Origin of the sequence: Huijunlia imazamoxiresistens (assembly GCF_037132455.1) — a bacterium.
In the GTDB taxonomy this organism is placed as follows: Bacteria; Bacteroidota; Bacteroidia; order Chitinophagales; family Chitinophagaceae; genus Flavisolibacter; species Flavisolibacter imazamoxiresistens.
Map to the genome: position 1 here is coordinate 102,146 of NZ_JBBBEI010000011.1, position 24,312 is coordinate 126,457.

The window sequence follows — 24,312 nt, forward strand, 5'->3', positions numbered from 1 at the left end:
TTTTTTTAGGGGCTAATGCCTTCCCCGGACGGCATAGCGGTCTTCCATGGAAACGGGCACCGGGTACCTTCCGGCGCCGGAGGCGGCGGAGGGATCTCGGTACATGGGGTCGGCAACAGGCGGCCTGCTCGAATGCGCGGCGACCGGTTTGCCGTTGCTCAGTTTTACCTTACTGTCGGAAGCAAGGGGCGTTAGTTGGGTACTATTCATGATTGGAAGGTTTTGAACGACTGGTAAAAAGGTGAAGGAGGGGCTCTGGGGAAAACACCGCTCTTCCGCCTCGTTAAAAACACTTAAAAACCATACCAAAGGAAAACTGCCCAGCTAGGTTATTTTCTGCTAGCTCAGCAGTAGAATATTCTCAACAAATTTTCTGCACAGCCCGATAAAAAAATTCCCAAAAGTGGCAAAATGGTACAATTCTTTAATTAAGTGACCTGAAAAATTTATTAACCACTAAATCATTTCTTATGTTACGCTGGACGTTGATTTTCTTAGTGATAGCTATTATAGCTGCCATTTTTGGTTTTGGAGGTATTGCCGCCGGCGCCGCTTCGATTGCCAAAATACTCTTCTATATTTTCCTGGTATTGTTTGTATTATCGCTGATCGCAGGTGGATTCAGGAGAGTGGATTAATGGGACCTATTCTTCACATCAATTTTTTATCATAAGGTGCAGGCAACTGCACCTTTTTTTTGCTGTGGCCGGTTCGAGCCGCCCATAAAAAACCTCCCGGACACCGCCGGAAGGTTGGGAACATAAAGCGTTCAGATCGCCCCGTCGGGCCGGGCTGCGGCGCCGGCTACAGCGCTTCTTCGTCGTTGGAGATACTGGTATTGGTATTCACGGCGGTCTGTGAGGGCGCATTGACCGTTTTACTTTCCCGCTGTTCGTTGACGATCACTTTTTCATCTGCCCGGTAATCGTCCGGACGGGCCTGGGCCAGGGAATCATCCCCGCCTTCCCTTTTGGGCGCATTGTCGGCCGGGGAAGGGTTGCGTTTGGGGTCGCTGTCCTGGGGCAGCCTGGGGCCTTGGGAGGTTGTCTTCATAACTGGTTGTTTTTAAGTTTACTGCCGATAAAGGTTCACCCCAAAGTAAGAAAAAACCGTACCTGCCCGACCCCATCTTTGCCGCCGCAGCCCCTGCAAGCCCTTCATTATGTGCATGTTGCTCCTCATATAGAAGCGCCCCGCCATACCCCTCCATGCAAGCCTTTCTTCTGCAGCAAAAAATATATCCTTAAAGTAGCCTGGATATCTTTTTGACAGAAAATAAAAAAGCCAGGCGGGTAAGGCCTGGCGAATTAGATAAAGGAAAAGGTCACGAAAGAACGTCGGGACCTACTGCCGGTTCGGAACCCGGCCCAGCGGCACCTGGTGCGTCACCGGCTTTCCGGCGGAAAAACCTCCGGATCCGGCGCATGACCACGAGACGCTGCTGGTCCATAATGATATGAGAAGAAAGGTTTTTAACGACGAAGGGAACGACCACCCGGGTAAGGTAACCGGCGCGGGCCAGCAACAGCTTGCGGAACAGCAGATCGATGCCCAGGTCGATACCCAGGTTCAGCAGCGGTCCCGAACGGTCGCGGGTGATGGCCCGGCCAACGGTAGAGAACACGAGGTTAAAAGGTTTCAGGCCGTGCTTGATGCCGGCGATATTATCCTGGAAGGAAGCCTTATGCGAATAAAGCAGGCCTTCCAACCGCTTTTGCTCGGCCTCGAGATCTTCGAATGTTTTTATTTTACTCATAAATTTTACTGATGATGGCATTACGAATCATGGGTACGATCACCTTTTTACGAAGCATAATAATCAACCCGATCAGAAGAAGATAAATACCGGCCACAATCAAAAATCCTAAGGCCATGCTATTCAGTAAAGAGCCGATCCACCACCCCAGGGCGAAGCTGGCGAAGAAGAGGGCGAAAAAGGCAAAGAGCAGGGTGGTTACCCCGATAGCGATACCGGCAACTGCATTGGAAGCTCCTTTTGTAGCTTTTGCTTTTGCTAACTCCAAATAGGTCTTAACGTACTGACGGACATGTGTATTGAGCTGGGATAGATTGGTCTTTAATTCTTCCATGAGCAAAAAGTTTCAAAAGAAGAAGCAGGCCCTTTGCAGGGCCTGCCGCCGTAATTTAGCTAAAGCTTTCGTTGTACTTGCCGGCAGCGTCGGATGCGACTTTCGCGCCTTTTGCCTTCAGGTTATCAATTTCACTTTTAGCCGAGGAAAGAAGGTCGGACAACTGGTCGGCCCAGTCACCGGCAGTGGAGGTGATCTTTTGCCGGAGGTCAGAACCTTTTTCAGGAGCCAGGATAAGTCCTACCACTACACCGGCGGCTGCAGCTCCGACCAGTCCAAGGATAACTTTCGATTTCGTAGTCATGACGATAGTATTTAAGTTTTACCAAATAAACTCTGGCATTTAAGATAAATAATCATACCAATATAGCATCAGTTTTTTTCATTTTACCACCTTTTTGGGTGTGTAAAAAAATCTACATCGTAAATAGATTAACTATTTGCACTTTTATTCTTTTTTTTGCATGATTTTTTTAGTGTCAAATGAACCACCACATAACGGCGACTCCGATATGAACCAAAGGAAAAAAGTTTTAATCATAGATGATGAAGTGGATTTATGCTTATTGATGAAAGCCTACTTTCTTCGTAAGAACTATGAAGTCTATATAGCCCATACCCTGTCGGACGGCATGAGCCGGCTGAACCAGGTCGTACCCGACTACCTCTTTATCGACTACAACCTGCCCGATGGGCTGGGATGGGACAAGCTGCCGGAAATGTTCCACAAGCACCCCAACATCCAGTTCCACCTGATCAGCGCTTTCCGCCCCATTATGACCTCCGAACTGGACGGGGCGAAGCTGACCATCTGGGAAAAGCCCATCAGCCTTAAGGCGCTGGATAACTTCTTTTAAGCCTCCCCCTGCCCCCTCCGGTGGAGGGGGTGTTGGCGAGCCCTCCGACTTTTTTGCGTAGGCTGCCCTTCGCCTATTCCCCTAATATTCCCCAAAAGAAAAAAGCACCCAACTTTCGTTGCGTGCTTTTTTCTTTTATAGTATTTCGGCCATAAAGTAGGCGCGGAAAGCTTCAGGCGGTGCCCCATCTCCTCCCCCACCGGGGGAGGCCGGGAGGGGCTAGTCGCCCCAGATCTCGCCTTCGCCTTTCAGCCAGGATTTCACCAGGTCGGTAGTAACCGACTTGGGACGCTCCAGGGGCAGTCCCAGGGCACGATCCCAGCACAGGCTGGCCAGTACGCCCAGGGCGCGGCTTACGCCGAACAATACGGTGTAAAATTCATATTCCACCATGCCATAGTGCACCAACAGGGCGCCGCTGTGCGCATCTACGTTGGGCCAGGGGTTCTTGATCTTTCCAAGCGACTGCAGGATCGGGGGCACCGCCTCGTAGATATTCCACACGGTCTGCACCAGCGGGTCTTCGGGCATGTGGTTTTTGCCAAACTCCATCTGGGCGGAAAAGCGGGGGTCGGTCTTGCGCAGGACGGCATGGCCGTAACCCGGCACCACCTTACCCTGGCTCAGGGTCTTCTTCACGTATTCGGCGATCTGCTCCTTGGTGGGCAGCTCGGTGTTCAGTTCTTCCCGCATTTCAAAGATCCACTTGATCACTTCCTGGTTGGCCAGGCCGTGCAGGGGACCTGCCAGGCCGTTCATGCCGGCAGCAAAGCTCAGGTAAGGATCGCTCAGGGCCGAGCCTACCAGGTGGGTGGTATGGGCCGAAACGTTGCCGCCTTCGTGGTCGGCATGGATGGTCATGTACAGGCGCATCAGCTCCTGGAAACCGGGGCTTTCGTATCCCAGCATGTGGGCGAAGTTGCCGGCCCAGTCGAGCAGGCCGTTGGGCTGGATGTGCTCGCCGTTCTTGTACTTGCGGCGGTAGATATAGGCCGCCACGCGGGGCAGGCGGGCAATCAGGTCCATGGAATCATCGAACACGGCATCCCAGTAGTCTTTTTTGCTCATGCCGGCAGCATAGCGGCGGGCAAAATTGCTTTCGGTCTGCAGCGCCATGATGGCCACTACAAACTGGGTCATGGGGTGGGTGGTTGCCGGCAGGGATTCGATCGCAGCAAACACGTGGTTGGGCACGTGGCTCCTGCGCTGCCACAGGCTGGTGAGGTGCTGTACATCCTCGGCCGTGGGCAGTTCGCCTACCAGCATCAGGTAAAACAAGCCTTCCGGCAAAGGTTCGGTACCGCCTTCCGCCTTGGGTAACTTGTCCTGCAGTTCAGGGATGGAGTAGCCGCGGAAACGGATACCTTCCTGCGCATCCAGGAGCGATGTTTCGGAAACAAGCCCGGTCATGCCGCGCATACCCTGGTATACCTGCGACAACTGGACTTCCCCGATTTTCTTGCTACCATGCTCTTTCAGGAGATCTTTAATTTCGACTGAAAGCTCATCGGCTTTTGTTTTAAACCTTTCCTTTATATAATCCATGTTAAAATTTTTATCAATACGATGAAAGGGGTTTTTGGAGGCGCTAATGTATTGAATGACGGCCGGGTTTCAAAAAATATGATACATATATCCATTTTTAATTCACCCTATTTGGCCGCTTTCCGGTACAAGCGGTAGGCCACCAGCCCGAAGACCACGTTCGGGATCCAGGCCGCCAGCAGCGGCGGCAGGTTGCCCTTGATGGAAAACACGGTAGAGAAGCGGTCCGACAGGATGAACACGGCGGCGATAATGATGCCGATGGCCAGATGCAGCCCGCTGCCGCCCCGGGTTTTGCGGCCGGCGACGATGGCCCCGATCAGGGTCAGCAGCAGCACGCTGGCCGGCGTGGCCGAGCGGCGGTGCATCTCCACTTTCAGCGTGTTCAAGCCCTCCGTCCCCCGGATTTCTTCCATGCGGATAAACGATGCCAGCTCGGGAGTCGTCAGCTTATCTTTTAAATATTCATCTTTTCTTAAATCTTTCGGCAGAAAGTTCAGGTTCATGTTCATTTGCGGCAGTTGCCGAACGGTTTCGTGCATGCTGTCGATCTTCCGCTCCAACACATTGATCAGGGCCCAGTTCTTTTTGGCGGTGTCCCACTGCATCCGCTCCGCCCGCAGGTTGTATACCATCCGGTTGTTTTTGACCCGTTCCAGGAAAAAACTGCTGGCCGACTTTGAACTGGTGTCATAGTATTTTATTCCCACATACGTGTTGGCATCTACCCGCATATAAAACGAAGAGCTGCTGCCGCCATAGGTCCCGGGGCTGCCCTTGTCGAAATAGGTAGCCTGGAAGGTTCCCCGGATCTCGTTTGCCTTCGGGATCCAGTACCGGTTGGCCAGCCACAGCCCCAGGGCAAACACCAGCCCGCCGATGACATACGGCCGCAGCCACCGGTTGTAGGTGGTGCCGCTGGCCAGGATGGCAATGACCTCCGAGCGCAGGGCCATCTTGCTGGTAAAAAAGATCACGGCGATAAACACAAAAAGCGGGTACAGCAACCCCCAGATATAAGGAATAAAACCCATGTAGTACTGGGTGAAGATCTGGTAGCTGCTCAGGCCCGTTTTTACGAAATCATCCGTTTTCTCACTGCTGTCCACCGCCACGGCAATGGCCGTAAACAGGAGCATGCAAAATATAAAAGTGGTAAAGAACTTTTTCAGTATATACCAATCAATCTTTTTGATCATCAACAGCGAAGTAACTATAATAATGGCAAAAGGCAAAGGGATGGGAAGGTGGGAATTGGTGAATTGGTTCATTGGGAATTAGGGACGGCACAACTATTAACGGTAAACGATAAACCCGGAACTTAGAACCACGTCCCAAAAACAATCCGTGAACTTATAAACAATTCAACTGAACCCAGGAACTCAGGAACCCAGGAACTCAGGAACTGAACTCCGGAACGTTAACTCGTAAACCCGTAAACTTGTAAACTCGTAAACTCTCAGCATGCAACGACTGTTCCTTCTCGTGCTTGTAAGCATCGGCTTTAAACCGGTTTTCGCGCAGCAATTCGGGGGCTTTCCCCCTTCCACCAACTGGCGGCAGATCCATACCGATACCGCCCGGCTGATCTTCGAAGGGGCCACCGAGCCCCAGGCCAGGCAGATCGCCACCCTGGTGCACCAAATGGCGGCCGAACAGCCCAACGCCCTGGGCAACCGCCTCCGCAAGATCAACATCGTGCTGCACCGCAATACCACCCTGGCCAACGGCTACGTAGGCCTGGCCCCTTTCCGGAGCGAATATTACCTGGTCCCGCCCACCAATACCTTCGAGTCGGGCCTGCTCCCCTGGTACCAGCACCTGGCCGTACACGAATACCGCCATGTGCAGCAATACAACAACTTTAACCGCGGCCTGTCGAAGGTCTTCCGCCTGGCGCTGGGACAGGAAGGACAGGCCCTGGCCAACGCCCTGACCGTTCCCGACTGGTTCTTCGAAGGCGATGCCGTGCATTCCGAAACGGCGCTGACCCCCCAGGGCCGCGGACGGCAGCCCTACTTCCTGAGCGGCTACCGCAGCCTGTGGCGCGACGACCGCCACTACCCCCTGATGAAGCTGCTGAACGGCTCGCTGAAGGATTACGTGCCCAACCACTACCAATTTGGTTACCTGCTGGCCAATTACGGCTACCGCACCCAGGGCCCGGACTTCTGGGGCAAGGTCACCCGCGACGCCAGCGCCTTCCGGGGACTGGTGTACCCCTTCCGCCAGGCCATCCGCCGGCATTCCGGCCAGTCGTACCGCCAGTTTGCAGCCGCCGCCCTGCAGAGCGACCAACAAGGGATCAAACCCCAGCCCGCCGGCAAGGCCGCCACCGTTACCAATTACCATTTTCCAAAACCGGCCGGCACCGACTCGCTGGTGTATGTAAAGGAAGGCTACAACCGCCTGGCGGCCTTTTACCTGAAAGACAAAACCGGCGAACACCGCATCCGGCTGCGCAACCTCAGCCGCGATGACTGGTTCACCTACCGCCGCGGCACCATCGCCTACACCGCCCTCGACGTCAACGTTCGCTGGGGCCTGACCGACTTCAGCGACATTTACCTGCTGGATATCGCCACCAAAAAAGAAAGAAGGCTGACGCATAAAAAACGCTATTTCACGCCCGACCTCTCCCCTTCCGGCAAAAGCCTGGCGGCGGTTGCCATCAACGACTCCACCCAAACCGAGCTCCATATCCTGGACAGCGAAACCGGCAACGTGGCCCACAACATTGCCGGCGGTGCCGCTTCCTATTATCTCCATCCCCGGTTCCTGGACGAAGACCACCTGGTGTTGGGCATCCGCCGGCCCGACGGCACCGTGGCCCTTGCCCGGATGGGCATTACGGACGGGCGCACCGAACTGCTGACGCCCTACTCCTATTATACGGTAGGTTACCCCTCGGTGGAGGACAACACGGTTTATTTTACCGCCTCCTTCGACGGCAACGACGACCTGTACGCCCTGCGCCTGGAGGACAAAAAGGTGTTCCGGCTGACCCGGGGCCAGACCGGCAATTATTATGGAAACGTGGAGGGGAATAAAGCGGCCTGGTCGGAATTCACCGCCGACGGCCTGCAGCTGCGCACCGCCGCCACCGACCGGCTGCTGTGGCAGGAAGTGACCCTGGACCGCCTGGCGGAACAGCCCCCCGCCTACCCCGTGGCCGATGCCCGCAGCATCCTGGCCACGCCGGCCCGGGAATTCCCGGTAACCGCTTATAAAAAGGGAACCGGCCTGGTGAACATCCACAGCTGGCGGCCGTATTACGAAGACCCCGAGTTCACCTTCAGCCTGTACAGCAACAACGTGCTGAACACCTTTACCAACACCCTGTTTTACCGCTACAATCAGAACGAGCGGTCGAGCGGGGTGGGTTTCAGCACCGCTTATTCGGGCTTTTTCCCGGTGCTGACCGCCGGGGTAGAACATACCTTCAACCGGCATACGAACCTGCGGGTACGCAACGCCAGCACGAACGCCATCAGCAACATCCCCGTGCAACTGCGGCAATCTGAGCTGAGGGGCGGCTATTACCTGCCGCTGAACTTTACCGAAGGCAAAACCTACAAGCTGCTGACCGTTGGCCAGAATGGGATCTTCGGCCAGCAGGCGCCCCTGCAGGAAACGCAAAAGGCGCTGCCGCCGGCTTTATCCGATTTCCTGAGCCAGTCGTACACCTACCTGCACCATTCGGTCAACTTTACCCAGCAGCTGCCCCGGGCGGTGCAGCATATTTTTCCCAAACTGGGCTACCGCCTTACGGCCGATTACCGGCACCGCCTGGACCAGCAGGGCTACCAGCTGATCGGCAACGCCCAGGTGTTCCTGCCCTCCTTCGGCAACCACAGCCTGGTGCTGACGGGCTCGGTGCAGCAGTCCGATACGGCCAACACCCTGTTCTCCAACCGTTTTGCCCATTCCCGCGGGTATGCCAACTTCGATTCTTCGCTGATGTGGCGGGCTTCGGCCAACTACCACCTGCCCCTGTTTTACCCCGACTGGGGCTTTGGCGGCATCCTGTATTTCCAGCGGGTGCGGGCCAACCTCTTTTTCGATTACACCCGGGCCTACAACAACGCCAAAACCCGGAGTTTTAACCTGCTCAGTACCGGCTCCGAGCTGTTCTTCGATACCAAATGGTGGAACCAGCTGCCCCTGACCATCGGCCTGCGCTACAGCCGCCTGCTGGACACCGACCGGGCCCGCCCCAGCCGGCAGGGACTATGGGAGGTAGTGCTGCCGGTGAGCATTATTCCCAACTAGGGGATTTCGGATGTCGGATTTCGAATCCCTTGATAACAGATAACGCACTACAATGCAGAAAGCCCCCGAAACCCGGGGGCCATTTTATTTAATTATTTTGCGATTTAGGACAACTTCTCTAATAGAAGACTAATACGCCTATCAAGGGGATCCGAAATCCGAAATCCGACATCCTACGCCTGGCACAGGCTCTTGAACAGCTGCACCGTTTCGATGGATTCTCTGTACAGGACCGGCTTGGTCATATAGGAATGGGCGCCCAGGTCCAGGCAGGCCTCCTTCTCGATGGGATTGATGGAGGTGGAATAAATGACCACGGTAATATGCTTGTACCGCTCGTCCATTTTGAGGTAGCGGAGGGTCTGGGTGCCATTCATTTTCGGCATGTTCAGGTCCAGGATGATCAGGTTCGGAAGGCTTTCGGCCTGGCAGTTCTCCAGGTACTTGATCACGCCTTCGCCATCCTCCGCGCACGCAATGGTATTGGTCACGCCGATCTCGCCAAAGGCATCCACGATCATGTCCCGGTCCTCGCAGTCATCGTCTGCCAGGAGAATTTGTTTGTACGCGTTCATGGTATTATGAAAAGGCTTGTTTTAAAGGTAAAGAAATGGTGAAGGAGGCGCCTTTATCGGGCGCACCCTCTGCCGTTATAGTGCCATGGTGCAGCTCCACGATCTTGCGGCAGATGGCCAGGCCCAGCCCGGTACCTTCGTAGCGGTCACGGGAGTGCAGGCGCTGGAACAGGTTGAACATGTTGACGGCATACTTGCCGTCGAAGCCGATGCCGTTGTCGTTGACCGTGATCAGGGCGTTGTTGCCCGAAATTTCGGAGGTGATCGAGATCTGGGGCGGCTCCCCTTCCTTGCCGTACTTGAGCGAATTACTGATGAGGTTTCCAAACACCTGCGCCATCATGGCCTTGTCGGCCTCCACTTTCGGCAGGGCTTCCACGCGGATGTCGGCGCCTTTTTCCGCTACGGACAGCTCGAAGTCGGTCACCACCTGGCTCACCACCTCGCGGAGGTTGACCGGCTCAAAATTGAGGGAATCGCGGCTCACCTGCGAAAAGGACAGCACATCGTTGATGAGGGTACGCATCCGGAAGGACGCCAGCTGCAGGCTTTGCAGGTAGCCGCGTCCTTTGTCGTCCAGGGCGTCGCCGTACTTACTGCCCAGCATGTCGCTGTAATAGGCCACTTTGCGCACCGGCTCCTGCAGGTCGTGCGAGGCGATAAAGGCAAACTGCTGCAGGTCGAAATTGCTGCGGTTCAGCTCGCGCACGTGCTGCTCCAGCTGCCATTTGCTTTCCTCGAGCTGCAGCTTCAGCCGTTTCAGCTCGCGGTTGTCCTGCAAGGTCTCCTCGTACACCTTCTGGGCGTGGATGTCCACTGCGTAGCCGATCCACTGGTAGGGAGCGCCATTTTCGTCCCGCAAGGGGGTAATGGACACCAGGTGCCAGAGGTACTCCTGGGTGTCGGCCTGCCGCAGCCGGCATTGGGTCTTGACACTGAAAGTGCCGCCGGTTACCTGGTCGTTGAGCAACAAGGCAAAGGCGGCGCGGTCCGCCTCGTGCAGCACCTCCCTCCAGTCCTCCTTTTGCGCCTCTTCGAACTTAACGCCGGTATACTGGGAAGTCCATTCATTGACAAAAGCGATCTTTCCTTCCTTGTCGAGGGTAAAGATGATCAGGGGCAGCGAATTGGTGAGGGTCTTGTACTTGCTTTCGCTTTCCTGCAGCTTCTGGGCGAGGTCGCGGAGCTGTTCGTTCTTGCGCTTGATCTCGTCGTAGGGCGAAACCGGCCGGTCGTCCCCGAACTGCTCTTTCCAGACCTCGATCGTTGCCGCATCGATGCGTTGCTGCGCGGGCAGGGCGAAATACAGCTCGATAAAGGTGACCGTTTCGGTTTTGGAGATATTGAATTTATTCGCCAGCTTTTTGGCATAGTCCAGTCCCACGTTAGCCTTATTGACCCCGCCGCCTTCGTCTTTGAGGGCGGCCACGAGGTACTTTTCCTGTTTGCGGTTGCTGCTGATGCCCAGCACCAGGCAGCCGTTCTTCCCGTTTTCTATGGTGATCCGCGACACTTCCGAGACTGCGGTGGCAAAAGTTGTTTGTGCCGACAGGGACATGCCGGTCAGCTCGGCCAGCTTCATCGACCTTCGGTGCGCGAGCACCAGGTCCATCTCATTTTCTAAGGTGACACGTACAATTTCCTGCATCTTTAAGGATTTACTTTACATACTGCTACGGATAGGTCGTCGGTACCCCGGGCAAAATCTTTAAATACAGCGGCGGTCAGCACAGAAAGGTCGCACCGGAAGATCCCGGGCCATTTGGTCACGTCCCATTTCGACTTGATGCCGTCGCTGCACATTACCAGGTACTGGTTTCTTTCATAGGGAATGGTCTGGTCATTCATGGTCTTTGGAATGTTCAGGCCGATGATGCCGTTGTAGGCCAGGTGGTTTTTCACCCGGATGCCTTCGTGCATCCTTACCGATATATTGCCCACGCCGCACAGGCGCCACAGCTGCTCCTTGAAATCGAACACCCCCACGGAGGCCACCAGGCCCCTTGTTTTCTTGACCGCCCGGTCCATGAACCGGATCATTTCCACCGGGCTGTTCTCGGGACAGATTTTGAAGGCATTGATGGCCGCCTCTACGGCGATTTCGGCCTCGGGCCCATGTCCCAGGCCGTCCCCCAGCATCACTTTGAGGTAGTCCTTGGTGACCTTATAATAAAAGCCGTCGCCGCAATGCGTTTCGCCCGGTTTGGGACAAACGGTGGAATGGATATCGTAGAGCTGCGGCCCGGAAACAGCGGGCAGGTGCTCCTTAAAGATCCGCGACAGCAGGATAGTGCCCCAGCCGTTCTGGGAATAGATATGGAACTGGTCGGACAGGCGCTTGATGGATCCCAGGCCGTGCCCCAGCGTATTTTTGGAGGAATAGCCGTCGGACTGCATTTTAGGCACATCGCTCATGCCCGGTCCCTGGTCCACGCTGATGATCTCCAGGCCCGGCAGCGCGTCCTTTTCCACCAGCTTTACCAGCAACTGTCCGCCCCTGGTATATTTTCCCAGGTTCGACAGTATTTCCGCCACGACCAGGTCCACTTCCGCCAGCCGCTGGCCGGCAAATCCCGCCCCTGCTGCCAGTGCATGGATCTCTTTTTTTATCAGCGAATAATAACTCCTGTCCAGTGCATCAAAACAATACTGTTTGTTATTAACCATTCTTCCACTTGATTATGGTAACGGTGGTGCCTTTTCCTACGGTACTTTTGATATCGAACTCACTCACCAGCCGCTTGGCCCCCGGCAGGCCCAGGCCCAGGCTTTTGCCGGTGGAAAAGCCGTCCTTCATGGCCAGGGCCAGGTCGGGGATGCCGGGTCCTTTGTCCTGGAACACCAGGCGGATACCGTTTTCCCGGCCCTTGCTCACCACCTCGATGACGGTGGCGCCGCCACTGGCATAGCGGAGCATGTTGCGCACCAGTTCGCTGGCCGCCGTGATCAGCTTGGTCTGGTTGACCAGTCCCATGCCGATACGGGTGGCGTACTCCTTGATGCGGTTGCGAAAGACAACGACGTCCTGCTCCTTTAGAATAGCCATGGTATCTTTATTCAGTACTATAATCATCCTCGGTGGTTTCAGCCTCGGGGCCAATGATATCCTTGAGCAGTTGCATGCCCCTTTCTACGTTCAGGGCGGTATATACTCCTTTCAGCTCCAGGCCCAGCTCTACCAGGGTAATGGCAATGGCGGGCTGCATGCCCACCACCACGGTTTCCGCATCCATGATGCGGGCCATGCTGCCGATGTTGCCCAGGATGCGGCCCATGAAAGAGTCTACGATGGACAAAGCGGAGATATCGATCAAAACGCCCCGGGCGCCGGAATTGCTGATAGCCTGTACCAGGTCCGATTCTAAATTCAGGGCAAGGCGGTCATACATGTCTACCTGTATGGTTACCAGCAAAAACTTGCCCATTTTCAATATGGGAATACGATCCATTTCCTATAAACTCGATTTTTCTTTTTGAACCTTTTTTACCTCCAGTTGCAGCATGGAGTACGCATGGCGCAGGGCGCTGGCCAGGGTAGCCTTGGTAACGATCCGGGAAAGGTCGATACCCAGGTGCACGACGGTCTGGGCAATTTCAGGGCGGATGCCGCTGATGATGCATTCGGCGCCCATCAGGCGGGTGGCGCTGACGGTTTTAATGAGGTGCTGGGCCACCAGCGAATCCACGGCCGGCACGCCCGAGATATCGAGGATGGCGATGCTGCTGCCGGTATCCACGATCTGCTGCAGCAGGTTTTCCATCACCACCTGGGTGCGGGCGCTGTCCAGCGTGCCGATGATGGGCAGGGCCACGATGCCGTCCCATACGCGGATCACGGGGGTGGAGATCTCGCTGATCTCATCGGTCTGGCGCAGGATCACTTCCTCGCGGCCTTTAATAAAAGTTTCGAAGGTTACCGAACTGAAGCTGTCGACGAGTTTGGTGATCTGCCGGCTGATCTCGTAGAGGCGCTGGGGATCGTTTTGGATCTCGTCCTGCAGCACGTCCAGGAAGGCATCGCGCAGGCTGAAAATATAATGGCCGGTTTCGCGGGGTGAAAAACCCTGGCGTGCCCGGGAGATGGAGATGCCGGATAAAATTTCCAGGACGGGGTCGAAGTCCGAAGACTGCGCCTGGGTCAGGTTATTTTCATTAAGGCTACTTAAAAAGGTATCCAGCAATTCTTCCGACTGGGACCGCAGGTCGTCATTGCTGATCAAATCATCCCGCAGCGATTCACTGGCCAACTGGTTGTTCATCCAGGTTTCCAGCAGCTGATCTCTCTTCCTTTCAAAAAGTTGTACGGTATCTACCTTCATTTCGTTTGATTATGATTATAAGCTCTAAAAATAAAACAAACCCATGTATTCGCAGCTTTTTATTTATTTTCTTTAATATAACATAACGCTGGGCACAAAAGGGTTAAAACGGCATTTTGTATGTGCGTAAGGGAATTTACCTGCGAAAAAAACCGGCCCCGTTACAAAAATGTTATTTTTATAATACAACCATTGCCTACCGTTGTCTTCCCCATAAAGTCCTTTTGGGGCGCAGCTTTGGGGCGAAAACAAAGGATATGGGGTAAAAAACGACCAGCGAATTCCGAAATCCTTACTTTTGCGCAACTTTAAATTTTGTTATGAGTATTCTTGTCAATAAAAACTCTAAAGTCTTAGTACAGGGTTTTACCGGAACCGAAGGCACCTTCCATGCTTCGCAGATGATTGAGTACGGAACCAACGTGGTGGGCGGCGTAACGCCGGGCAAAGGCGGCAGCACCCACCTGGACCGTCGCGTGTTCAACACCGTAGCGGAATGCGTACAGGAAACCGGTGCCAATGTGTCCATCATTTTCGTTCCGCCGGCCTTTGCGGCCGACGCGGTTATGGAAGCTGCCGACGCAGGCGTGGAACTGGTGGTGTGCATTACCGAAGGCATTCCGGTTCAGGACATGGTGAAAGTGAAAAACTTCCTCCAGGGCAAAAACACAAGGCTGATCGGCCCCAACTGCCCGGGCGTCATCACTGCCGACGAATGCAAAGTGGGCATCATGCCGGGTTTTGTATTCAAGAAAGGCCGCGTAGGCATCGTATCCAAATCGGGTACCCTCACCTATGAAGCTGCCGACCAGGTGGCCAAAGCCGGCCTGGGCATCTCCACCGCCGTTGGTATCGGTGGCGACCCCATCATCGGCACCACTACCCGCGAAGCCGTGGAACTGTTCATGAATGACGAGAATACCGACGCCATCGTCATGATCGGCGAGATCGGTGGCGGCATGGAAGCAGAAGCTGCCCGCTGGATCAAGGAAACCGGCAACAAGAAACCCGTTGTGGGCTTCATCGCCGGCCAGACCGCTCCTCCCGGCCGCCGCATGGGTCATGCCGGTGCCATCGTAGGCGGTGCGGAAGATACTGCCGCCGCCAAAATGAAGATCATGGAAGAATGCGGCATCCACGTGGTTTCCAGCCCGGCCGACATTGGCAAGACCATGGCCTCCGTACTCAAAAAATAAGCTCGTACCGGAGTACACATAAATAAGGAACGGCCTCCCGCTTTGGCGGGGAGGCCGTTTTCATTTTAGTACCGGCATTCTACTTCCGGATCCCATTAATATACTGTTCCAGCTCGGTGCGCGACTGCGCCGACAGCAGGCCGTAGATCTGGCTGTAGTTGCGCTGCTCCACGCTCCGGGCATAGGCTCTTTTGGCCAGGTCCAGGCGGTCGGCGTCCGAAGAAAAGAGCTCCAGCACCTGCTGCAGCTGGCGCACGTACAGGTAATTGTTCTCTACCGCGTTGCGGGCCGTGCCTGGTCTATTGAATATCTGCTTGCGGATGCCGGCAAGCAGCTGGCTGAAGTCCGCATCGCTCAGGGCACGGCTGGTATTGTTGCTCTCATACCGGTTGTCGTTGCCATAGCGGTCGTTGTTTCCATAACGGTCATTGCGGCCGTAGCGGTCATTGCGGTCATAACGGTCGCTGTCTTTTCCATCCCGGTCACGGTCCCAATCGCGGTTGCGGTCGTAGCGGTCGTCATCATCGCGGTCACGGTTCTTCCAGTCGCGATTATCGCTGTCCTTCCAATCCCGGTTATCGCGGTCTTTCCAATCCCGGTCATTGCGGTCGTTGCGATCGTTGCGGCGATTGTTATTATTGTCCCGGTCCTCGTCGAAGCGTACGTTGCCGTTGCGGTCCACCAGGATGTTCATGTCGTACTGGGGGCGCAGCACGAAGTTGCTGGAGTACACCGGCCGGTTCTCGCGCTTGTTGTTCTTCTTCAGCCGGTACACTTCAATGGAGTGGCGGCCGGGCCGGACGTCGTTCAGGTAAATGCGGTTATTGGTACCCGGTAGCGACCTGCCGTCGATCACCACGGCGTAGTCGTTGCTGCCCGATAAAGAGATGCGCACATCGCCGGCCAGGCCGGCAGCGAATACGGATGCGTTCATCAGCACACCCGCTAAAACGGTAAAGATGCTTTTCATGATTTTTTAAATCCTCCTTTTTGTCAGAAGGGGACGGAGGAGCCTGGTTTACCGGCAAAAATGTAAACAATCGTTAAAGGCCCCGCAGGGGCCCTTTATGCAATTCCGTTCCCCGGTGCATCCATATTTCCGTACTTCGCATCTCCATCACTAAGCATAATTATAACATGAAACGGATACCACTGCTGTCGCTGACCCTGCTGTGCCTGCTGGGCGCCCTGTACCAATGCTTTGGCCAGGCCCCGAAAAATTACGAGCAGGAATGGAAAAAAGTAGACGACCTGCTGCAACGGAAAAACCTGCCGCAATCGGCCCTGGAAGAAGTGAAAAAGATCTATGCCCGGGCCAAAACGGAAAAGCAGGACGCCCAGGTCATCAAATCACTGGTGTATATGATCGGCCTGCAACAGGCCAACCGCGAAAACAACGAACGGGTTGCCCTGGGCGAGGTGGAGCAGGAGCTCCGCAGCGCAAGCGGGGGGGCAGCCGCTATCCTGCACAGCATGCTGGCCGGCCACTACTGGCAGTACTTCCAGCGACACCGCTGGCAACTCTACAACCGCACCAATACCGCCGGCTTCGACAAGGCCGACCCCGCCACCTGGACCGCCGATGATTTTCACAAAAAGATCAGCGAGCACTACCTCTTATCGCTATCCAACCCTTCGCTGCTGCAGGCCACGAAGCTGGCGCCTTTCGACGCCCTCATCGCCAAAGGAAATACCCGGTCCCTGCGCCCTACCCTGTTCGACCTGCTGGCCCACCGCGCCCTGGAGTATTTTAAAAACGACGAACGCGACCTGTCCAAACCGGCCTATGCCTTCGAGATCAGCCAGCCCGAAGCCTTTGCTCCCGCCGCCCGGTTCGTGCAGCATGCCTTTACCACAAACGACTCCCTGTCCCTGAAGCACAAGGCCCTGCGGATCTACCAGCAGCTGATCGCCTTTCACTTGAATGATCCCAAACCCGACGCCCTGATCGACGTCGACATCGACCGCCTGCTGTTTGTACGGTTCAACGCGGTGCTGGAAAACAAGGTGGAACTGTACGAGGAGGCATTGCAACACCTCTCCCGTACCTATCCCGGCAACCCTTCGGCGGCCCAGGCCGCCTACCTGCTGGCCGACCTGTACCAGACCCGGGCTGCCGGCTACCACCCGCTAAAGGATACCACCTACCGCTTCGAACGCCTGCGGGCCAAAGAAATCCTGGAAAAAGTGGTGCGGGACAGCGCCGTCAAAAGCATAGGCTGGGCCAACGCCTGGAACCTGCTGCAGGAGATCAACCGGCCCTCCTTTGCCTTTGAGGTGGAAAAAGTGAACCTTCCGGGGCAGCCGTTCCGGGCACGGGTGCGCTACCGCAATGCAGCCACCCTCCACTTCCGGCTGCTGAAGCGGGGCGACCTGGCGCCCGAAGGGTTCAACGGCTACGATGAAAAGCTGTGGGACCAGTTGCTGGCCGCCGCTCCCCTCCGCTCGTGGCAGCAAAGCCTTCCCCCCACCGGCGACCTGCAGGAGCATGCCGTGGAAATAAAAGTGGATGCCCTGCCCGCCGGCGAGTACGTGCTGCTGGCATCGATGAACGGCCGGTTCCAAAAGCAGAAAAACACCCTGGGCGCCCAGGGGTTCTTTGTCTCCACCATCAGTTATATACAGCAGGGCAACCGCTTTTTCGTGCTGCACCGCGAAAGCGGGCAGCCGCTGCAGGGCGCCTCAGTAAAGGCTTTTGTCCAGAAATACGATTACCCGGCCCGCAAGAACGTCCTGGCCGAATTCGGTTCCTACACGGCCGACAAAAAGGGCTTTTTCGAGATAGAGAGTAAGAAAGACGAGCGGGCGGCCCCGTATCACCTGGACATCCGCCACAACGGCGACCGGCTGAACCTGAAGGAAGCCTCCTACGATTATATCCCCTACTATGGCCCCCGCGCCCCGCAAAAAAAGGCGGCGCCCTCTATCTTCTTTTTTACCGACCGCTCGCTGTACCGCCCGGGCCAGACCGTGTTCTTCAAGGGCGTTGCCGTAACCCCTTCTAAGGACGGCAACAGCATCGCCGCCGGCTATGCCACCCGCGTCTTCCTGGCCAATGCCAACAACGAAGTGGTGGACTCCCTGAAGGTGACCGCCTCGGAATACGGTTCCTTTTCCGGAAAGTTCACCCTGCCGCAAAACGTATTGAACGGCGAGTTCCGCATTTATGAAACGGAAGGAAGGGAAGCCGCCTGGTTCTCGGTGGAGGAATACAAGCGCCCGAAGTTCTACGTGGACTTCGATACCATGAAGAGCAGCTACAGAGTAGCCGACAGCATCACGGTCAGGGGTACCGCCAAAGCCTATGCCGGCAACCTGGTGGAAGGCGCCAGGGTCACCTACCGCGTAGTACGCCAGCCCCGCTTTATTTACTTCTGGTCGTACCGGATCTGGCCGCCGCCTTCCGAGGAGCTGGAGATCGCCCATGGCGAAACCCTCACCGATGCCCAGGGCCGGTTTACGCTTGCCTTCAACGCCATCCCCGACCGCACGCTCGATAAAAAGCTGGATCCCGTTTTCGATTACCGCATCTATGCCGACGTGACCGACATCAACGGCGAGACCCGCAGCGGGGAACAACTGGTTTCGGCCGGCTACAAATCGCTGGTGCTGCTGGTTCGCCTGGACGAAAGGGTACCGCTGGATTCGCTGAAAGGCCTTGATATCCGCACCCAGAACATGGCCGGCACCTTCCAGCCGGCCCAGGTAACGGTTTCCTTCACGAAACTGCAGCCTGAGAACCGACTCATCCGCGAACGCCTCTGGGAGGAGCCCGACCAGTTTGTGCTGAACAAGGAAGAATTCATCCGGCATTTCCCGCACGACGAGTACCGCAACGAAAAGGATTTCCGAAACTGGCAACGTGGGGAGAAAGTTCTGGTAAAGAGCGACTCCACCCGGAGCAATGGGCAATGGGAAATAGACAACAGGAAATTAGCAGCAGGCTTTTATGCCGTGGAAATCATTACCAAAGACAAAGACGGGCAGGCGATAAAAGACCTGCGTTTCGTGGAGCTGTACGATCCGAAAGCCGGCCGGCTGCCCGCCCCGGCTTACTTCTGGAGCGGCAACGACCGCCTGCCTGTGGAACCTGGGAAAAGCGCCACCGTGCAGCTGGGCACGTCGGCCACCGACGTTTTCCTGCTGCAGCAAAAGGCGAAAAGCAGCTACGACAGCCTGGCTACCCTGGAGGTGCTGCGGCTGGACCGGGAGAAAAAAACCTTTGTGTTCCCCGTGACGGAAGCCGACCGGGGGGGCTTCGGCGTTTCGTTCTTCTTTGTAAAGGACAACCGCTTATACCAGGTGCAGCAGGTGGTGGAGGTTCCCTGGACCAACAAGGAGCTGGCCATCGAATGGAGCAGTTTTCGGGAAAAGACCCTGCCCGGCAGCGCCGAAAAATGGAGCGTGAAGATCAGCGGTCCCAAAGGCGAAAAAGCGGCCGCCGAACTGCTGGCAGGTATGTACGATGCGTCGCTGGACCAGTTCAAACCCCACGGCTGGCAACGGCCCGGCATCTGGCCCACCTTTGCCGGCCCCCGGGCCTGGAACGGCCGGCAGAATTTTATCGCCGTTGCCTCCGAACAAAAGCAAGACGAACAAACCGGCAACAAAGAGTTCCGGAAAGATTATGACATGCTGCAGCTGAACCTGGAAAGACTTGGGAGCGGCTCCTACGACCTTAGAAGGCTCAATGCCAAACCCGAAGCCGCCCTGCAGGGACGCGTGGCCGGCGTAGCGCCTGCTCCTCCTGTGGTCGCCCAGGACGCCATGGCTAATGCAGTAGCGTACGCGGAGATCAGGGATGAAGAAAAGCAATCGGCAGCCGATACCACGGCAACCGCAGCAGGCAGGAAAGAAGGCCCTTCCGCCCCGCCCGCTGTGGCGCCCCGGAAAAACTTCAACGAAACGGCCTTTTTCTTCCCCGACCTGCATACCGACAAGGACGGCAACATCAGCTTTTCCTTTACAATGCCCGAAGCCCTCACCCGCTGGAAACTACAGGCGCTGGCGCATACCAAAGACCTGGCCTTCGGCTTTGCGCAAAAGGATGTGGTTACCCAGAAGGAACTGATGGTGCAGCCCAACACGCCCCGCTTCCTTCGGGAAGGCGACCGCCTGGAACTGAGTGCCAAGATCGTGAACCTGTCCGCGAAGGAACTGACCGGCCAGGCCGCCCTGCAGCTGCTCGACGCCACCACCAACCAGCCCGTGGACGGCTGGTTCCACAACGTGTTTCCCAACCAGTACTTTACCGTGGCTGCCGGCAGCAGCGACGTGGTGACCTTCCCCCTGGAAGTACCCTTCGGCTTCAACAAAGCCCTGGTGTGGCGCATCGTGGCCAAAGCCGGCAACTTCAGCGACGGCGAAGAGGCCGCCCTGCCGGTGCTGACCAATAAAATGCTGGTGACCGAAACCCTACCCCTGCCGGTTAGGGGCAGCGGCACCAAAACCTTCTCCTTCGACAAGCTGAAGGCCTCCGGCAGCAGCGAAACCCTGCAGCACCACGCCCTGTCGGTGGAGTATACTTCCAACCCCGCCTGGTATGCCGTGCAGGCCCTCCCCTACCTGATGGAATATCCCTACGACTGTTCGGAGCAGGTATGGAACCGGTATTACGCCAACGCCCTGGCCGTTAAAATCGCCAACGCCTCGCCCCGCATCCAACAGGTCTTTGAAAAATGGAAGACCGCCGACACGGCGGCCCTGCTGTCGAACCTGCAAAAGAACGAAGAGCTGAAATCGGTGCTGCTGCAGGAAACGCCCTGGGTGCTGCAGGCAAAGACCGAGGAGCAGCAAAAGAAAAACATCGCCCTGCTCTTCGACCTTACCCGCAGCGGCAGCGAACTGGCGGCCAACCTGCAAAAGCTGAAAGCCCTGCAAAGCGAGAACGGCGGCTTTGTATGGTTCCCCGGCGGCCCCGACGACCGCTACATCACCCAGTACATCGTTACCGGCATCGGGCGGCTGAAAAAACTGGGCGGCATCTCCGGCGAACAGGAAGACGCCCTGACCACCATGGCCCAGAAAGGCCTGGCGTACCTCGACCGCCGCATCACCGAGGATTACAACCGCCTCCTGAAATCGAAAGCCGACCGGACAAAGCAACAGGTGGACTACCTGCAGGTGCAGTACCTGTACGGGCGCAGCTTTTTCCCCACCGTGGGGGTACCCCAACAGGCGCAGGTGGCCTATAACTTCTACCGCAAACAGGCGCAGCAGTTCTGGATGAAGGGCAACCCCTTCCAGCAGGGCATGACCGCCCTGGCGCTGCACCGTACCGGCGATGGGCAAACGCCGGCGGCTATCCTGAAGTCGCTGAAGGAAACCTCCGTTACCAGCGAAGAAATGGGCCGCTACTGGAAGGAAAGCGGTTTCGGACGCAGTCCCTTCTGGTGGCAGGCACCCATAGAAACGCAGGCGCTGCTGATCGAAGCCTTCAGCGAAGCGGGCCGCGATACCGCCGCCGTGGACGACCTGCGCACCTGGCTGCTCAAAAACAAGCAGACCACCAACTGGCGCACCACCAAGGCCACGGCCGACGCCTGCTACGCCCTGCTCCTCCGGGGTCAGAACTGGTTCACGGCCGAACCCCGGGTCACCATCCGGCTGGGCAACACCTCGCTCTCCAGCACGGAACAAAAAAGCGAAGCGGGCACCGGCTATTTTAAAAAGCAAATCGAAGGGGCCTTTGTAAAGCCCGAAATGGGCGCCATCTCGGTAACGGTGCAGCAGTCCGCCAATGGGCCCACCTGGGGCGCCGTGTACTGGCAGTATTTTGAAAACCTGGACAAGATCACCTTCGCCGCCACCCCGCTGCAGCTGTCCAAAAAACTGTTCGTGGAAAAGAACACCGACCGCGGTCCCGTGCTGACGCCGGTGGAAGAAGGAAGCAACCTGCAGGTGGGCGACAAGATCAAGGTCCGGATCGAGCTGCGGGCCGACCGCGACTTCGAATACGTGCACATGAAAGACATGCGGGCTTCGGCTCTGGAGCCGGTGAACGTCCTGAGCCACTACAAATGGCAGGGAGGCCTGGGCTATTACGAAACCACTAAGGACGCCAGCACGAACTTTTTCTTTTCGTACCTGCGTAAAGGCACCTATGTGTTCGAATACCCCCTGTTCGTGACCCATTCCGGCGACTTCAGCAACGGCGTTACCTCCATCCAGTGCCTGTACGCCCCGGAATTTTCGGCCCACAGCGAAGGGGTACGGATAAAGGTGGCGCCCCAAAAGAGCGAGTAAGCCCCCGTTACTACCTATATTCCCCAGCACCCAACTTCTCCGAGGTTGGGTGCTTTTTTAGGATAAATGCTCATTTGCCGGCCAGCGGTGCTAACTTGCGCCCTGTTGCCTATGCAAACAGAAATACTCATTATCGGACAGGGCATTAGCGGCACCATGCTGTCGTGGTTCCTGCACAAGGCGGGGAAAAGCTTTTTGGTCATCGACCAGGAAAACCCCGGGTCGCCGACCGGGGTGGCGGCCGGCGTGATGAACCCCGTCACCGGCCGGAAATTCGTCACCACCTGGATGATCGACACCATCCTGCCCTTTGCCGTACAGGCCTATTCCGACATGGAAACCTTCCTGGACCGCAAGTTCCTGTTCCGCAAAGACATCATCGACATCTTCCCGAACGCACAGATGCGCGACGCCTTCGCCACCCGCATCACCGAGAACGATACCTACCTGCACTCCTATCCCGACCAGAACCACTTCAACCGCTACCTGCACCAGGAATACGGCTGCGGCCAGATCAAGCCCGCCTACACCACCGACCTCCATGCCCTTACCGGCAGCTGGCGACAGTACCTCAAAGAAAAGCGCCTGCTGCTGGACGAATCCTTCAGCAACGACCTGCTGGAGGTGCACGCCAATACCATCACCTACAAGGACATCCGGGCCGAAAAGATCATCTTCTGCGACGGCAACGCCTCCATGAACTATCCCTGGTTCCAGAACCTGCCGTTCTCGCCCAGCAAGGGTGAAGCCCTGATCATCGAATCGGAAGACCTGACCAACGAGCACATTTTCAAAAAGAGCATGACCATCGTGCCGCTTTCCCGGCAACACACCTTCTGGGTGGGCTCCTCCTTCCAGTGGAAGTACACCGAGCCCGGTCCCACCCCCGCCTTCCGGGAGGCCACCAAAAATTACCTCGACGGCTGGCTGAAAGTTCCTTACCGTATTGTCGACCACAAAGCCGCGCTGCGTCCCTCCACCCTGGAGCGGCGGCCGTTCGTGGGCTTCCATCCCCGCTGGGGCAACGTGGGCATCCTGAACGGCATGGGTACCAAGGGCACGTCGCTCTCGCCCTTCTTCGCCCACCAGCTGGTGCAGCACCTGCTTTCCGGCGCCGACATCACCAAAGAAGCTTCCATCGACCGCTTTCACCGGATCCTGTCCGACCCGGCGTACATTCGAAAAAAATAAAACCAAAACACTTATATTAACTACATGCAAAACGAAGACGTTTACGCCATTCCGGCCAGCTACCGGAGAATGGAAAACCTGCACATCCTTTTCTGGCTGCTGAAAGATGTCGCCTGGTGCATGATCTGGAAACCCCTGGGGATTGTCATGATCTTCCCCACGCTGATCATCGCCATCCTTATTGCCTGGCGCACCCGCGACATTAAGTCCGAGCTGGCCCACAACCTGGCCATCACCCTGTGGATCAGCGCCAACTCGTACTGGATGCTTTCGGAATTTTTCCATTTCGACGAAGTTCCCGTCTGGCACGGCCTGGAAGGCAAGCACATGGCCCTCGTTCCCTTTGTCGCCGGCCTGCTGATCCTGGCCTGGTACTACCTGGTACAACGCCCGAAAGAACAGAAGGGAGCAGCTGCCGCCGTAGCCACCGCTTAAACGGGTAAGGGGGAGAGGTTTTCCTGCCGGGCTTCACCGTTGAACCGCCCGTTTTTGCCTTTACCCCCTTTTTTTACCGCTCATAAAGGGTCCTTTACCACTTGTGAAAGGAAAAATGCCATTGGTGCCGGATGGCTGCCAACAAAATGTTAACGCCGGCCTATCTTTATGTCTTCAAACCAAACAGGAGTCATCTCCACGTAACATGAACTCATTTCTGGAATTTCGATTTGCCCGCTACCGTCAAAGGGTAAAACCACCGGAAATCATCTCCCGTCGCTAAGTACGCCATAAAAGGCTTCGGCCCCTTTCCTGTTCACGCCCGTAGCGGGTGCTGAACCCTTATTCCCTGTTTCGTATTTTTTTACCCAAGGACCTCAACGTTCGTCACATGACCACACGATCATTGATGGCCGTGGTGACCGCTATTGCCCTCTGGGCAGTGCCGCCGCATTTTGCCCTGCGCAAAAAACCAGGCCCTCAAAAAGTGCAAAAACCCCAGCCCCGGGGACACCAAAAGAAGCAGGACTTCGAGTTGGTTCCCGGCGGCCTGTTCCTCTAATGCGGTAACCACCGGCATAGCAACC

At 56.3% G+C, this 24,312-nt stretch carries 22 protein-coding genes; 8 read left to right on the plus strand and 14 right to left on the minus strand.

What is annotated here, in order from left to right; all coding sequences use genetic code 11:
- Positions 1-12: 12 nt before the first annotated feature.
- Positions 13-210, minus strand: a complete 198-nt coding sequence (locus V9K67_RS14735; protein ID WP_336723695.1) for a hypothetical protein — start codon at positions 208-210, stop codon at positions 13-15.
- A gap of 260 nt (positions 211-470) precedes the next feature.
- On the opposite strand from V9K67_RS14735, the gene V9K67_RS14740 reads away from it, so the two are divergent.
- Positions 471-638: a DUF1328 family protein gene (locus V9K67_RS14740; RefSeq protein ID WP_336723697.1), complete on the plus strand. Its 168-nt coding sequence runs from the start codon at positions 471-473 to the stop codon at positions 636-638.
- A 166-nt stretch (positions 639-804) separates the two neighbouring features.
- On the opposite strand, the gene V9K67_RS14745 is transcribed toward V9K67_RS14740, so the two are convergent.
- The 4 genes from V9K67_RS14745 to V9K67_RS14760 all read right to left on the minus strand — a co-directional run bounded on the left by V9K67_RS14745 (position 805) and on the right by V9K67_RS14760 (position 2,394).
- Positions 805-1,053, minus strand: a complete 249-nt coding sequence (locus tag V9K67_RS14745; protein ID WP_336723698.1) for a hypothetical protein — start codon at positions 1,051-1,053, stop codon at positions 805-807.
- 271 nt (positions 1,054-1,324) lie between these two features.
- Entirely contained in the window at positions 1,325-1,756 is a 432-nt protein-coding gene (locus V9K67_RS14750; protein ID WP_336723700.1) for a hypothetical protein, read from the minus strand.
- Positions 1,749-2,090, minus strand: a complete 342-nt coding sequence (locus V9K67_RS14755) for a phage holin family protein (RefSeq protein WP_336723702.1) — start codon at positions 2,088-2,090, stop codon at positions 1,749-1,751. The genes V9K67_RS14750 and V9K67_RS14755 overlap by 8 nt, the downstream gene beginning before the upstream one ends.
- 55 nt (positions 2,091-2,145) lie before the next feature.
- Positions 2,146-2,394 (minus strand): YtxH domain-containing protein, encoded by a 249-nt coding sequence (locus tag V9K67_RS14760; protein ID WP_336723704.1) that lies wholly within the window; start codon positions 2,392-2,394, stop codon positions 2,146-2,148.
- A gap of 208 nt (positions 2,395-2,602) precedes the next feature.
- On the opposite strand from V9K67_RS14760, the gene V9K67_RS14765 reads away from it, so the two are divergent.
- Complete coding sequence (locus V9K67_RS14765) at positions 2,603-2,947, plus strand: response regulator (RefSeq protein WP_336723705.1); 345 nt, start codon at positions 2,603-2,605, stop codon at positions 2,945-2,947.
- Between the two features lie 219 nt (positions 2,948-3,166).
- Here V9K67_RS14765 and V9K67_RS14770 read toward each other — a convergent pair whose 3' ends face one another.
- On the minus strand, positions 3,167-4,492 hold the full coding sequence (locus V9K67_RS14770; RefSeq protein ID WP_336723706.1) for a citrate (Si)-synthase, eukaryotic: 1,326 nt from the start codon (positions 4,490-4,492) through the stop codon (positions 3,167-3,169).
- A 107-nt stretch (positions 4,493-4,599) separates the two neighbouring features.
- The gene (locus V9K67_RS14775) at positions 4,600-5,691 is read right to left on the minus strand and encodes an LptF/LptG family permease (protein WP_336723707.1); all 1,092 of its coding nucleotides are present in this window, start codon (positions 5,689-5,691) and stop codon (positions 4,600-4,602) included.
- 265 nt (positions 5,692-5,956) lie between these two features.
- On the opposite strand from V9K67_RS14775, the gene V9K67_RS14780 reads away from it, so the two are divergent.
- Complete coding sequence (locus V9K67_RS14780; RefSeq protein WP_336723709.1) at positions 5,957-8,764, plus strand: TolB family protein; 2,808 nt, start codon at positions 5,957-5,959, stop codon at positions 8,762-8,764.
- Between the two features lie 173 nt (positions 8,765-8,937).
- Here the strand turns inward: V9K67_RS14780 and V9K67_RS14785 are convergent, their stop codons facing one another.
- Genes V9K67_RS14785 through V9K67_RS14810 form a run of 6 tightly spaced genes read right to left on the minus strand, consistent with a single transcriptional unit; the run spans position 8,938 to position 13,658 of the window.
- Positions 8,938-9,339: a response regulator gene (locus tag V9K67_RS14785; RefSeq protein WP_336723711.1), complete on the minus strand. Its 402-nt coding sequence runs from the start codon at positions 9,337-9,339 to the stop codon at positions 8,938-8,940.
- 4 nt (positions 9,340-9,343) lie between these two features.
- A complete protein-coding gene (locus V9K67_RS14790; protein ID WP_336723713.1) occupies positions 9,344-10,987 on the minus strand; it encodes an ATP-binding protein in 1,644 nt (547 codons plus the stop codon).
- Between the two features lie 2 nt (positions 10,988-10,989).
- Positions 10,990-12,006 carry an ATP-binding protein gene (locus V9K67_RS14795; protein WP_336723715.1) on the minus strand — a complete coding sequence of 339 codons (1,017 nt, stop codon included), beginning with the start codon at positions 12,004-12,006 and terminating at the stop codon, positions 10,990-10,992.
- Positions 11,999-12,412, minus strand: a complete 414-nt coding sequence (locus tag V9K67_RS14800) for an anti-sigma regulatory factor (RefSeq protein ID WP_336723717.1) — start codon at positions 12,410-12,412, stop codon at positions 11,999-12,001. The genes V9K67_RS14795 and V9K67_RS14800 overlap by 8 nt, the downstream gene beginning before the upstream one ends.
- The gene (locus V9K67_RS14805; protein WP_336723718.1) at positions 12,393-12,788 is read right to left on the minus strand and encodes an STAS domain-containing protein; all 396 of its coding nucleotides are present in this window, start codon (positions 12,786-12,788) and stop codon (positions 12,393-12,395) included. Before V9K67_RS14805 ends, V9K67_RS14800 begins: the two co-directional genes overlap by 20 nt.
- Before the next feature lie 3 nt (positions 12,789-12,791).
- Complete coding sequence (locus V9K67_RS14810; protein WP_336723719.1) at positions 12,792-13,658, minus strand: STAS domain-containing protein; 867 nt, start codon at positions 13,656-13,658, stop codon at positions 12,792-12,794.
- Between the two features lie 320 nt (positions 13,659-13,978).
- Between V9K67_RS14810 and sucD the strand changes: the two genes are divergently transcribed.
- The gene (gene sucD, locus V9K67_RS14815) at positions 13,979-14,854 is read left to right on the plus strand and encodes a succinate--CoA ligase subunit alpha (RefSeq protein ID WP_336723721.1); all 876 of its coding nucleotides are present in this window, start codon (positions 13,979-13,981) and stop codon (positions 14,852-14,854) included.
- Between the two features lie 79 nt (positions 14,855-14,933).
- On the opposite strand, the gene V9K67_RS14820 is transcribed toward sucD, so the two are convergent.
- Positions 14,934-15,824 carry a proline and serine-rich protein 1 family protein gene (locus tag V9K67_RS14820; RefSeq protein WP_336723723.1) on the minus strand — a complete coding sequence of 297 codons (891 nt, stop codon included), beginning with the start codon at positions 15,822-15,824 and terminating at the stop codon, positions 14,934-14,936.
- A gap of 167 nt (positions 15,825-15,991) precedes the next feature.
- On the opposite strand from V9K67_RS14820, the gene V9K67_RS14825 reads away from it, so the two are divergent.
- The 4 genes from V9K67_RS14825 to V9K67_RS14840 all read left to right on the plus strand — a co-directional run bounded on the left by V9K67_RS14825 (position 15,992) and on the right by V9K67_RS14840 (position 24,287).
- Positions 15,992-22,099, plus strand: a complete 6,108-nt coding sequence (locus V9K67_RS14825) for an alpha-2-macroglobulin family protein (protein WP_336723725.1) — start codon at positions 15,992-15,994, stop codon at positions 22,097-22,099.
- A 111-nt stretch (positions 22,100-22,210) separates the two neighbouring features.
- Entirely contained in the window at positions 22,211-23,290 is a 1,080-nt protein-coding gene (locus tag V9K67_RS14830; protein ID WP_336723727.1) for an NAD(P)/FAD-dependent oxidoreductase, read from the plus strand.
- A 24-nt stretch (positions 23,291-23,314) separates the two neighbouring features.
- Positions 23,315-23,725 carry a hypothetical protein gene (locus tag V9K67_RS14835; protein WP_336723729.1) on the plus strand — a complete coding sequence of 137 codons (411 nt, stop codon included), beginning with the start codon at positions 23,315-23,317 and terminating at the stop codon, positions 23,723-23,725.
- 391 nt (positions 23,726-24,116) lie between these two features.
- Positions 24,117-24,287, plus strand: coding sequence for a hypothetical protein (locus tag V9K67_RS14840; protein ID WP_336723731.1), 171 nt, complete (start codon positions 24,117-24,119; stop codon positions 24,285-24,287).
- Positions 24,288-24,312: the final 25 nt, after the last annotated feature.